The organism is Sphingosinicella sp., assembly GCF_052387495.1.
GTDB lineage: Bacteria > Pseudomonadota > Alphaproteobacteria > Sphingomonadales > Sphingomonadaceae > Allosphingosinicella.
In genome coordinates this window covers 1-10,948 of record NZ_JBQTJC010000088.1, presented here as the reverse complement: position 1 = coordinate 10,948, position 10,948 = coordinate 1, and the positions used below count along the sequence as shown (strand labels likewise).

Sequence of the window (10,948 nt, the reverse complement as noted above, 5' to 3'; positions counted from 1 at the left end):
CCTCCAACGACATCCAGCAGGCGACCGACATGGCCCGCTCCATGGTCATGGAATATGGCATGAGCGAGAAGCTCGGCTGGCTGCGCTACCGCGACAATCAGGAAGAGGTCTTCCTCGGCCACAGCGTCGCCCGCAGCCAGAGCGTCTCGGAAGAGACCTCGCGCCTGATCGACCAGGAAATCAAGCGCTTGATCGAGGAGGCCGAGGGCGTTGCCCGCCAAGTGCTGACCGACAATCTCGACGAGCTGCACCGGCTCGCCACCGCCTTGCTCGAATATGAGACGCTGACCGGCGAAGAGGCGAAACGGGCGATCAAGGGCGAGGATATCGGCCGCGAGAATCCGAGCGACCGCCCGGCGGCACCGCCCACCGGCGCCTCGATCCCGTCGACGCGGCGGCCGAAGGGCGGCATCGGCGGGCCGGCGACGCAAGGCGCCTGAGGGTCAGCCTAAGATAAGAGCAGGCGGTCGCGCTCTGGCGCGGCCGCCTTTTTCTATCCGAGCGCGCCGATGCCGAGCAGCAGGACGAAGAATAGGCTGGCGGTGACGAAGCAGAAATTGACCAGCAGGAAGGTGCGCACCAGCGCGCCGAACCAGTTCAGGCCATAGGCCTGCTTCAGCTGCCGAAAGATGTGGATGGGCGGGATGAACACGCCCGCGGTGGCGACCGCCGCCACCGGCGCGCCGGCGAAGCCGAGCAGCATCAGCACGATCGCGAAGAGCGACATGAAGGCGAGCGAGTAGGTGACGAAGACGGTGTGGTCGTAGAAGCGGAAGCGCCGCGTCCAGAAAAAGAGCAGCCACACGAAGGGTACCGAGAGCGGGATCAGCAGCCAGGAGAATTTGTAGCCGTTCGCCTGCAGCTTGTAGAGTGCGAGGCTAGGATTCTCCTGGAGCTTGTCGAAGCCGTCATCGAGCCGCTGCCAGCCGGTGCGGATGCCGGAATCCGGGGTGCCGAGGCTGAGGCGCGGGGTCTGTGCGCGGAACTGGTCGAACTCGGTCAGCTCTTGCTGCATCTCCGCGATTCGCGCGTCGATCTGCGCGACCGTCTGCGGCTGGCCGCGATGGCGGACGACTTGGCCGCGTGCCGCTTCGGCGCGATCCTCGCGCGCCTCGGCGAGGTCGGCGACCATCTCGGTGCGCGCGAAATCCATGCCTCGGCTGAGCTGGGCGCCGCTCACTCGATCCAGGCTCGAGAGCGAGAGGCCGAAAATCTGCAAAATTGCGAACATCAGGAAGATCGCGAACAGGAACATGCCGAGCGGCGAAACGAACTTGGCGCGCTCGCCATGGACGTAGCGGCGGGTGAGCTCGCCCGGCCGCCAGGCGAGCAACGGCAGGGTGCGCCAGAACTTGCCGTCGAGATGGAGCACGCCGTGGATGAGATCGTGGCCGATCGCCGAGATGGTGCGGTGGACATGACCTTTCTGGCCGCACATCCGGCAATAGGGGCCGTCGAGCTCCGCGCCGCAATTGAGGCATGTGCCCTCGCCCTCGCGCTCCGCCTCGCCGGCCTCGGGCTCGGCCGTGCGCGCGAACAGGCCGCCCGTCACCGCGTCGCCGACACCTTCGATTCCGCTCATGGGGACTCTATGGCCGAAGCGGGGGCGGCCCGTCGAGGGCCGTTCGCAGCTTCCGGCGAGCGTGCTATCGCCCGGCCATGACCCTGTCCGGCCTCCTCGGCGGCTCCTTCAACCCGGCCCATCAGGGGCACCGGCGGATCAGCCTCGGCGCCGCCGAGCGGCTCGGGCTCGACGAAGTCTGGTGGCTGGTCTCGCCGGGCAATCCGCTGAAGGAGGCGGAGGGGATGGCGCCGCTCGCCGCGCGCTTCGCCTCGGCCCGGCTCGCGGCCAGGGGCGCACCGATCCGCCCGACCGCGATCGAGCGCGAGCTCGGCACCCGCTACACGGTCGACACCCTCGCCGCGCTCATCCGCCGCTTCCCGAAACGGCGCTTCATCTGGCTGATGGGGGCCGACAATCTCGCCCAGTTCCACCTCTGGCGCGATTGGCGGAGGATCGCCGAGCTGGTGCCGATTGCCGTGATCGCCCGTTCGGGCTATGATGCCGAGGCTCTCACGGCACCCGCCATGAGCTGGCTGCGGCGCTTCGTCCGACCCGCGGCCGATGCCAAGGCTTGGACGAGTTGGAGATTGCCGTCGCTCGTGCTGCTCGAATTGCCGCCCGATCCGACCTCGGCAACCGCCATCCGCGCCGCCGACCCCTCATGGCACGAAAATGTCATGCAATCGTTCCAACCTGAGGCCCTGCGCGACGGCGTGACGCGCAAGACCCTGAAGTAAAGGAGGCAGTTTGCCCGCAAACGCACCCGCTCCGCGGATCGACGGAGCCGACGAACAGGCCGAGGCGCTGCACTGCCTCGTGCTGCGTTCGCTTGACGACGACAAGGCCGTCGACGTCATATCCATTCCACTCGCGGGAAAATCGAACATCGCCGACCATATGGTGATCGCCTCCGGGCGCTCGACCCGCCAGGTCGCGTCGATGGCGCAGAAGCTCACCGAACGGATCAAGCGCGAGCTCGGCCGCAACGTGCGGGTCGAGGGATTGCCCGTCGCCGACTGGGTGCTGATCGACGCCGAGGACGTCATCGTCCACCTCTTCCGGCCGGAAGTACGCAGCTTCTACAATCTCGAGAGGATGTGGGCGTTCGAGGACGCTGCCCCGGCCCCCGCCGCGGCGACCCGCTAATTGCGTCTCCACATCGTCGCCCGCGGCAAGATCGGGCGCTCGCCCGAGGCCGAATTGGTCGAGCGCTATTTGAAACGCATTGCTTGGCCCACGAAGGTGACCGAGCTGCCTGATGCGAGCGGGCGGATGCCGCCGCCTCCCGACAAGAGCGTCACCGTTCTGCTCGACGAGAAAGGCGAGCAGCTTTCCTCGATCGAGCTGGCCCGCCGGCTCGAGCGCTGGCGCGATGAGGGGCGGCGCGAGGCACGCTTCCTGATCGGCACGGCGGACGGCTTCGGCGACGCCGAGCGGGCGGAAGCGGATCTGCTGCTCGCCTTCGGCCGGGCAACCTGGCCGCATCTGCTGGCACGGGCGATGCTCGCCGAGCAGCTTTTCCGGGCGACGAGCGTGCTTGCAAACCACCCCTATCATCGGGAAGGATAGAGTAATGCGCTACGCCTTCGCCTTCCCGCTCGCCGCCGCCGCGGGGGTCGTTCTCGCCGGCGCCGTGGCGGCGCAGGCCTCGCGCGGCGCGGACGCCGAGGCGCTGGCCCAGGCCCGGCAGGAGGCCCAGCAGGCCGAGGCCCGCTATGTCGCGCTCCAGCGCGAGGCGCGGCGGGCGACAAGCGCCGCCGCCCGCGCCCGCGCCGAGAGTGAGGCGCTCGCCGCGCGGATCGCGGGGGCCGAGGCGGACCTGACCGCGGCCGAACGGCGGATCGCGATCGTCCAGGGGCAACAGGAGGTGCAGCGCGCCCGGCTCGCCGTCCGCCAGCAGCCGCTCGTCCGGCTCACCGCCGCGCTGCAGACCATGGCCAGGCGACCGGCGGCTTTGGCGCTGGTCCAGCCGGGCTCGATGCGTGACACGGTCCATGTCCGCTCGCTCCTCGCCGCCACCCTGCCCGAAATCCGACGTCGGACTACCGCGCTGCGGGCCGAGGTTGCCGCCGCCGAGACCTTGCGGGGCCGCGCCGAGCAGGCGCGCCAGGCGCTGCTCGCCAGCCGCGCGGCGCTGCGCGTCCGGCGAGAGGCGCTGGCCCGGTTCGAGGCGGAGCAGCGCGGCCGCTCGTCCGAGCTGACCGGCCTTGCTTTGTCCGAAGGCGACCGGGCGCTGGTCTTCGGTGAGGAGGCGCAGGCGCTCGCGCAAATACTCGGCACGCGCGAGTATCAGGCCCGGCTCGCCGCCAGCCTCGCCGATCTGCCCGGCCCCGAGCCGCGCCCGGGAGGTCCCGGCGACGCCCGGCCGCGCCTGCCTTATCTGCTCCCGGTCGAGGGCCGCCTGATCACCGGCGTCGGCGAGATTTCCGACGGCGGTGTGCACAGCCGCGGGCTGACGCTCGCCCCCGCGCCCAATGCACGCATCGTCGCGCCGGCGGCGGCGCGGGTCGTCCATGCGGCGCCGTTTCGCAGCTACGGCAATGTCGTGATGCTCGATCATGGCCGAGGCTGGATGACCGTGATCACCGATCTCGACAGGCTGGACGTCACCCGCGGCCAGACCGTGCGGCGCGGCGCGATGCTGGGGCGGGCGGGTTCGGATTCGCCCCAAATTACGATCGAGCTGCGCCGCGGCGGCCGACCCGTTCCACTCGCTCAACTGATCTCCGGTTAGCCCTGCGTTCATCTCGCGTTGCTTTTCGCGCGCCTAGAAACAGGGTAGAAGCCGGCCCAACCCGAATTCAGCAGGACCGTTATGGCCAACAATCTCTTCCGCTCCCTCGGCCTCGTCAGCGCCGTCGCCGTCATTCCCGCCGCGACCGCCGCGCTCGCCCAGGTCGACGTCAACTCCTATCGAGAGATCGACCAGTTCATGTCGGTGCTCGAGCGGGTGAAGGGCGAATATGTCGATCAGGTCGACGACGCGACCCTGATCCGCGGCGCGATCGACGGCATGCTCGCCAGCCTCGATCCACACAGCTCCTATCTCGACGAGCGCGGCTTCCGCTCGCTGATGACGACGACCGACGGCAATTATGGCGGCCTCGGCCTCACCGTGACGATGGAGGACGGCGCGGTGAAGGTGATCGCGGCGACGCGCGGCACGCCGGCCGACCAGGCGGGCATGCGCCCGGGCGACTTCATCACCCATATCGACGGCCGCCTGTTCTACGGCGGCACGCTTGACGAGGCGGTCGAGCGGATGCGCGGGGCGCCGGGCACGAGCGTCAGGATCACGGTGGTCCGCGCGGGCCGCGAGCGGCCGTTCGACGTCAACATCACCCGCGCGATCATCGACATTCCGGCGGTCCGGTCCGAAGTGCGCGACCGGGTCGGGATCCTCACCGTCACCACCTTCACCCGCAACACGACCGAGATGGCGCAGCGCGCCATGGCCGACATCGAGCGGCAGCTCGGCGGCCCGCCGCTCGGCTATATCGTCGACCTCCGGTCGAATCCGGGTGGCCTGCTCGACCAGGCGGTCGGGCTCTCCGACCTGTTCCTCGAGCGCGGCGAGATCGTCTCGCAGCGCGGCCGGCGCCGGACCGACATCGAGCGTTACTATGCGCGTCCCGGCGACGCCGCTCGCGGCGTGCCGATCATCGTCCTCGTCGACGCGGGGAGCGCCTCGGCGGCCGAGATCGTCGCCGCCGCGCTGCAGGACCATCGGCGCGCGATCGTCATGGGCGAGCGCAGCTTCGGCAAGGGCTCGGTGCAGACTTTGATCCCGCTGGGCCGGGGCAACAGCGCGCTGAGGCTGACCACGGCGCGCTACTACACACCCTCGGGTCGCTCGGTGCAGGAGGGCGGGATCACCCCGGACATCCTGGTGCCGCAGCTCACCGACCCCGACTATCGCTCGCGCACCCGGATCCGCGAATCGGACCTGCGCCGCCATCTGGTCAACGAGGCCGGGGTCCGCGACGAGCTGATTCAGGATGACGGCCGGCCCGATCCGCGCTTCGCGGCGACCGCAGAGCAACTCGAGCAAAGGGGTATCGAGGATTATCAGCTCCATTATGCGCTGCAGACCCTGGCCCGCCTGAACCGGGTTCAGACCGCGGGAACGCCCCGGCGCTCGAGCCGCTGAGGCCGGATCCGTGGCGGCGAGCGCGCTTCCGCAAGCGAACGGCCGCTCGCCGCTCGCGCTGGCCAAGCTCCTGGCGCTGGCGGCGCCTGCGGCGCTGCTCGGCGGCGCGTATTATTTCCAATATGTCGTCGGCCTGCCGCCCTGCGAGATGTGCTACTGGCAGCGCTGGGCGCATATGGCCGCTCTGGCCTTCGCGATCGTTGCCCTACTCGGTGGGAAGATGCCCGACCGAGGCCGCAGCTTCGTCTGGCTGGCCGCTTTGGGCATCCTCGCGAGCGGCCTGATCGGTGCTTATCATGCCGGCGTCGAGCTCGACTATTTCGAGGGGCTGACCCAGTGCACGGCCCATGGCAGCACCGCCTCCGGCGCCGAGCTTCTGAGAGAGATATTGAGCGCGCCGCTGATCCGTTGCGACGAGGTGCCCTGGTCGCTGTTCGGGATTTCCATGGCGGGCTGGAATGCGATCCTTTCCCTCCTTGCTGCGTTGACTGTCTTATGGCTGAGCCTCAAGCTACCGCCGGTCCGCCCCTGAGCGCCCCCGCCTGGCGCCCAGGCGATGCGCGCGCCGACGCCGCCTCGATGCTGCGCGTCGATCAGGCGGGCGAATATGGCGCGACCCGCATCTATGCGGGCCAACTCGCCGTGCTCGGCGACCATCATCCGGCCGCCGCTCTGGTTTCGCGCATGGCGGCGCAGGAGCGACGCCATCTCGCCCATTTCGACGCGATGCTTGCCGAGCGTGGCGTCCGCCCGACCGTTCTCCAGCCCTTCTGGCGCGTCGCCGGCCATGCCCTTGGAGCGGCGACCGCTCTGATGAGTCCGCAGGCGGCGATGGCCTGCACGGCGGCGGTCGAGGATGAGATCGACGCGCATTATTCGGAGCAGCTCGAGGCGCTTGGCGACTCCGATCCGCCGCTCTCCGCGGCGATCGCCGAATTCCAGGCGGATGAGCGCGAGCATCGCGACGCGGCGATCGAGGCTGGCGCCGAGGACAGTTTCGGCTATCCCTTATTATATTCCGCGATCCGGGCGGGCTGCCGGGTCGCGATCGAATTGTCGAAGAGGATCTAATCATGCGTATCGCTCTGCTCGCTCTTTCCGCCGCATTCGCCGCGGCACCGGTTTTGGCGCAGCAGCCCGGCGTGCCCGCCCCGGAAGCGGCGGCCGCGACGGCGGCCCAGGCCTCCGACGAGGACGTCCCGGTCAACCAGGTCCTCGTCTATGGCGAGGATCCCTGCCCGGCGAGCACCGACGAGGTGATCAACGTCTGCGCGCGGCTCCCGGAGGAGGATCGCTTCCGCATTCCGCCGAACCTCAGGCAGAATCCCAACGACCCGGCCGGCCAGAGCTGGTCCAACCGCGCGGTCGAGCTTTCCTACGTCGGCGCCAGCGGCATCGGCAGCTGCTCGCCGACCGGGCCGGGCGGCGCCAGCGGCTGCTTCAACCAGATCGTCCAGCAGGCGCGGGCCGAGCGCCGCAACAGCGACCAGATAAACTGGAACCAGATGATCGAGGAAGCGCGGCAGGAGCGGTTGCGCCGGATCGACGAGGCGATCATGGAGGAAGAGCGGCAGGGGCCGGAATAGGCCGCGCTCAGGCCGGCTCCAGCTCCGCGGGCACGGTCGTATCGATCCAGCCGCCGCCGAGCACCCGCTCGCCGGCGTAGATCACCGCCGCCTGGCCGGGCGCGACGCCATATTCGGGCGCTTGGAAATGGACGTTGCGGCCGTCGAAGCGCGCCGGGGCGGGCTGCGCCAGCGAGCGAACCTTGACGCCTAAGCCCTCGCGCTGGTCCTCGCCCAGCCAGTTGATCCCGCTCAGTGCCGCCGCGCGCACCGCCAGCGCCGCCCTGGGGCCGACCACGACCCGCCGGGGTTCCGGCTCGAGCCGGAGCACGTAGAGCGGCTCGCTCTGGCCGCCGATCTCGAGTCCGCGGCGCTGCCCGACGGTGAAATGGATCAGGCCGCGATGCCTGCCCAGCACCCGGCCGTCGCGATCGACGATCTCGCCGGGTCGCGCCGCCTCGGGCCGCACCTTCGCGACAATGCGGGCATAATCGCCGTCGGGGACGAAGCAGATGTCCTGGCTGTCGGGCTTGCTCGCGACCGCGAGCGCCAGCTCCCGCGCGATCTCGCGCACCGCCGCCTTGGGCATGTCGCCCAAGGGAAAGCGCAGGAAATCGAGTTGCTCGCGGGTCGTCGCGAAGAGGAAATAGCTCTGGTCGCGCGCAGGATCGGCGGCACGGTGCAGCTCCGGCCCCTGCGCGCCCATCACGCGCCGGACATAATGGCCGGTGGCGAGGCAATCGGCGCCGAGCTCGCGGGCGAAGCCGAGCAGATCGGTGAACTTCACCCCCTGATTGCAGCTGATGCAGGGCACGGGCGTCCGCCCCCGCGCATATTCGTCGGCGAAGCGCTCGATCACGCTGGTCCGGAACGCGCCCTCATAGTCGAAAACATGATGGGCGATGCCCAGCCGGTCGGCGACCGTGCGCGCGTCGTAAATGTCCTGGCCGGCGCAGCAGGTCTTCGAGCGCGCGACCGCCTCACCCTGATCGTAGAGCTGGAGGGTCACGCCGATCACCTCGGCGCCGCTGCGCGCGGCGAGCGCGGCCACGACCGAGCTGTCAACGCCGCCCGACATGGCGACGACAATCCGGGCGCCCTTCAGGGGCCGATCGAGCTGGAAATCCGGGTCCATCGCCGCCCAGATAGGGAATCTGTCAGTCGATGCCCAGAGGCGGCTTGTGTATATCAGGCTTGTCGACCCACGCCGTCCTGGCCCCCTGCCCGATTCGGAATTTGGCGCGCCTTCGTCGCAACGCGCTGTCCCCGGCACCGTAATCCGGTCCGCTGCCGCCTGCCGCCCTGTTTTGTCCTTAATTGTCCGTTTCTGCCCTTTCGGCGCGGCTATCGAGCGTGCCTGGTTTCTGCAACCCTCTCATTTCCAAGCATTTGCGCAGGACTGATCCTTCGCAGGTTTCAGGGAGAGGGCGATGGCGGACGAGCTGCGTCTTGCGAAATTCCGGCACAACGAGGATTGGCTGGCGGCTCTCCAACCGTTCGAGACCTTCGACGGCGGCCCGGGCGACGACGTCTATAACGGCACACCCAATGACGACATTGCGAACGGCAATGACGGCAACGACCAGCTGAACGGGCTTGGCGGCAACGATGTCCTGAGCGGCGGCAACGACAATGACGGGCTGAACGGCGGCGACGGCAACGACACCATCTTTGGCGGCAACGGCGCCGACGTCCTGAACGGCGACGGCGACGACGACACCTTGGTCGCTGATGGCCAAACCGGCTTCGGATTCACGGACACAGCCCATGGCGGCTTCGGCTCGGACCGGCTCGTCATGGATTGGTCGGCCACGGCGGGCCACCTGCAAATGGGAAACGGGCCGACGCCAAACGCTACCTTCGGCGGCTTCGACGGCAACTTCACTGACGTCAACAGTCGCAACGTGAACTTCACCTCGATCGAGCATTTCACGATCAGCGGCGGACCAAACAACGACATCATCACCACCGCCACCGGCGACGACTTCATCCAGCTGGGCGCGGGCAACGATTTCGTGAACGTCGGCAGCGGGACGGACACCGCCGACGGCGGCGACGGCGAGGACGGCGTCTCGGCCGACATGTCGACTGCGACGGTCGCCATCCTGTGGAACCTGCAGGCGAATACCTATTCGGGGCCGGCCGGGACGAGCTTCGGCAATTTCGAATATTTCGGCACGATCACGACCGGCAGCGGCAACGACGTCATCGTCACCACCAATGCCGTGCGCAGCGAGGTCATCAATCTCGGGGACGGCGACGATACCGCCACCGTCGTGCGCTCGGCCCCCGGCGGGGGCGAACAGGTCAACGGCGGCAGCGGCAACGACCGGCTGATCATCGACTGGTCGGTGACGGCCGTCAACGCAGCCAACAACAACGGGCCGACCGCCAACGGCCTGCTGGGAGGCTTCGACGGCACGTTCACCGACAACAATCAGGTCCAGGTCGACTACAGTTCGATCGAGCATTTCACGATCATGACCGGAGCCGGCATCGACAATCTCACCACCGCCAGCGGCAACGATATCGTCAGCCTCGGCGCGGGGAACGACTTCGTGAACGTCGGCAGCGGCATCGACCAGGCCGACGGCGGGGCGGACGAGGACGGCATCTCCGCCGATCTGTCCAGTGCGACGGTCGCGATCCTTTGGAACCTCCAGGCCAACAGCTATTCCGGTGTGGCCGGAACCAGCTTCACCAATTTCGAATATTTCGGCACGCTGACGACGGGCAGTGGCAACGACGTCATCGTCACCAGCAACGTCAACCGCATCGAGACCATCAATCTCGGCGACGGCAACGACAGCGCGACGGTCACCGGCCAGACCTCGGGCGGCAGCGACACCATCAATGGCGGCAGCGGCAGCGACCGGCTGATCATCGACTGGTCGACGGTCACTACTCAGGCCAGCAACAGCAGCGGACCGACCGCCAACGGCGCGCTGGGCGGCTTCGACGGCAACTTCTCCGAGCCCGGCGGCTTCAAGTCGGTCAACTACAGCTCGATCGAGCATTTCACGATCATGACCGGATCGGGCTTCGACAATATCACCGTCGCCGACGGCAATGACGTGCTCAACCTCGGCGGGGGCAATGACACCGGCAACGGCGGCGCTGGCGACGACACCCTCGACGGCGGCGACGGCGACGATCTTCTGGTCGGCGGGTCGGGCGCGGATGCGATGACGGGCGGCGCGGGCGACGATCGGTTCTTCGTCGATTCGGCCGCCGATACCGTGTTCGAAGCAGCCGGCGAGGGCAACGATCGTGTCTTCGCGAGCGTGAGCTATGTGCTGGGGGCGGGACAGAGCGTGGAGATGCTCAACACCACCAACAATGCCGGCACGGGAGCGATCAACCTGACCGGCAACGCGCTCGGTCAGACCATCATCGGCAATGCGGGCGTCAACGTGCTGACCGGCGGCGGTGGCGGGGATGTGCTGATCGGCTTCGGTGGCGACGACAGTTTGATCGGGAGCGCCGACGCGCCCTCGACCCTGCAGGGCGGGCTCGGCAATGACACCTATCGGATCGCCAATTCCGGCGACAGCGTGATCGAGCTCGCCGGCGAGGGGACCGACCGGATCTATGCGAGCGTCAACTATGTGCTGGGCGCCGGCCGGGCGGTCGAGCAGATCTTCGCCGCCGATCTCGCCGCGACGAATG

The 10,948-nt window shown here is 68.4% G+C and carries 11 protein-coding genes and 1 pseudogene; 10 read left to right on the top strand and 2 right to left on the bottom strand.

Features of this window, described 5'->3' with window-relative positions:
- Nucleotides 1-440: pseudogene (locus tag ACT4N8_RS04890) on the top strand (ATP-dependent zinc metalloprotease FtsH); the annotation flags it as partial.
- Between the two features lie 53 nt (nucleotides 441-493).
- On the opposite strand, the gene ACT4N8_RS04885 reads toward ACT4N8_RS04890, so the two are convergent.
- Entirely contained in the window at nucleotides 494-1,582 is a 1,089-nt protein-coding gene (locus ACT4N8_RS04885; protein WP_444857011.1) for a DUF3667 domain-containing protein, read from the bottom strand.
- 77 nt (nucleotides 1,583-1,659) lie between these two features.
- On the opposite strand from ACT4N8_RS04885, the gene ACT4N8_RS04880 reads away from it, so the two are divergent.
- The 8 genes from ACT4N8_RS04880 (at nucleotide 1,660) to ACT4N8_RS04845 (ending at nucleotide 7,300) form a co-directional block, all read left to right on the top strand.
- Nucleotides 1,660-2,301, top strand: coding sequence for a nicotinate-nucleotide adenylyltransferase (locus ACT4N8_RS04880; RefSeq protein WP_444857010.1), 642 nt, complete (start codon nucleotides 1,660-1,662; stop codon nucleotides 2,299-2,301).
- Between the two features lie 10 nt (nucleotides 2,302-2,311).
- A complete protein-coding gene (rsfS, locus tag ACT4N8_RS04875) occupies nucleotides 2,312-2,710 on the top strand; it encodes a ribosome silencing factor (protein ID WP_444857009.1) in 399 nt (132 codons plus the stop codon).
- Nucleotides 2,711-3,133: a 23S rRNA (pseudouridine(1915)-N(3))-methyltransferase RlmH gene (locus tag ACT4N8_RS04870; protein WP_444857008.1), complete on the top strand. Its 423-nt coding sequence runs from the start codon at nucleotides 2,711-2,713 to the stop codon at nucleotides 3,131-3,133.
- Nucleotides 3,134-3,137: 4 nt separating this feature from the next.
- The gene (locus ACT4N8_RS04865) at nucleotides 3,138-4,298 is read left to right on the top strand and encodes a murein hydrolase activator EnvC family protein (protein WP_444857007.1); all 1,161 of its coding nucleotides are present in this window, start codon (nucleotides 3,138-3,140) and stop codon (nucleotides 4,296-4,298) included.
- An 81-nt stretch (nucleotides 4,299-4,379) separates the two neighbouring features.
- A complete protein-coding gene (locus ACT4N8_RS04860) occupies nucleotides 4,380-5,714 on the top strand; it encodes a S41 family peptidase (RefSeq protein ID WP_444857006.1) in 1,335 nt (444 codons plus the stop codon).
- 10 nt (nucleotides 5,715-5,724) lie between these two features.
- The gene (locus ACT4N8_RS04855; RefSeq protein WP_444857005.1) at nucleotides 5,725-6,246 is read left to right on the top strand and encodes a disulfide bond formation protein B; all 522 of its coding nucleotides are present in this window, start codon (nucleotides 5,725-5,727) and stop codon (nucleotides 6,244-6,246) included.
- Nucleotides 6,210-6,785: a demethoxyubiquinone hydroxylase family protein gene (locus ACT4N8_RS04850; protein ID WP_444857004.1), complete on the top strand. Its 576-nt coding sequence runs from the start codon at nucleotides 6,210-6,212 to the stop codon at nucleotides 6,783-6,785. Before ACT4N8_RS04855 ends, ACT4N8_RS04850 begins: the two co-directional genes overlap by 37 nt.
- 2 nt (nucleotides 6,786-6,787) lie before the next feature.
- Nucleotides 6,788-7,300 (top strand): hypothetical protein, encoded by a 513-nt coding sequence (locus ACT4N8_RS04845; protein ID WP_444857003.1) that lies wholly within the window; start codon nucleotides 6,788-6,790, stop codon nucleotides 7,298-7,300.
- 7 nt (nucleotides 7,301-7,307) lie between these two features.
- Here ACT4N8_RS04845 and mnmA read toward each other — a convergent pair whose 3' ends face one another.
- The gene (gene mnmA, locus ACT4N8_RS04840; protein WP_444857002.1) at nucleotides 7,308-8,414 is read right to left on the bottom strand and encodes a tRNA 2-thiouridine(34) synthase MnmA; all 1,107 of its coding nucleotides are present in this window, start codon (nucleotides 8,412-8,414) and stop codon (nucleotides 7,308-7,310) included.
- Between the two features lie 295 nt (nucleotides 8,415-8,709).
- On the opposite strand from mnmA, the gene ACT4N8_RS04835 reads away from it, so the two are divergent.
- The coding region (locus ACT4N8_RS04835; protein WP_444857001.1) for a beta strand repeat-containing protein at nucleotides 8,710-10,948 on the top strand (2,239 nt) is incomplete at its 3' end.

Coding starts and splice junctions, on each gene's coding strand:
- ACT4N8_RS04845 (WP_444857003.1), top strand. CDS start 6,788: ATGCGTATCGCTCTGCTCGCTCTTTCCGCCGCATTCGCCGCGGCACCG.
- ACT4N8_RS04865 (WP_444857007.1), top strand. CDS start 3,138: ATGCGCTACGCCTTCGCCTTCCCGCTCGCCGCCGCCGCGGGGGTCGTT.
- ACT4N8_RS04850 (WP_444857004.1), top strand. CDS start 6,210: ATGGCTGAGCCTCAAGCTACCGCCGGTCCGCCCCTGAGCGCCCCCGCC.
- ACT4N8_RS04880 (WP_444857010.1), top strand. CDS start 1,660: ATGACCCTGTCCGGCCTCCTCGGCGGCTCCTTCAACCCGGCCCATCAG.
- ACT4N8_RS04860 (WP_444857006.1), top strand. CDS start 4,380: ATGGCCAACAATCTCTTCCGCTCCCTCGGCCTCGTCAGCGCCGTCGCC.
- mnmA (WP_444857002.1), bottom strand. CDS start 8,414: ATGGACCCGGATTTCCAGCTCGATCGGCCCCTGAAGGGCGCCCGGATT.
- ACT4N8_RS04885 (WP_444857011.1), bottom strand. CDS start 1,582: ATGAGCGGAATCGAAGGTGTCGGCGACGCGGTGACGGGCGGCCTGTTC.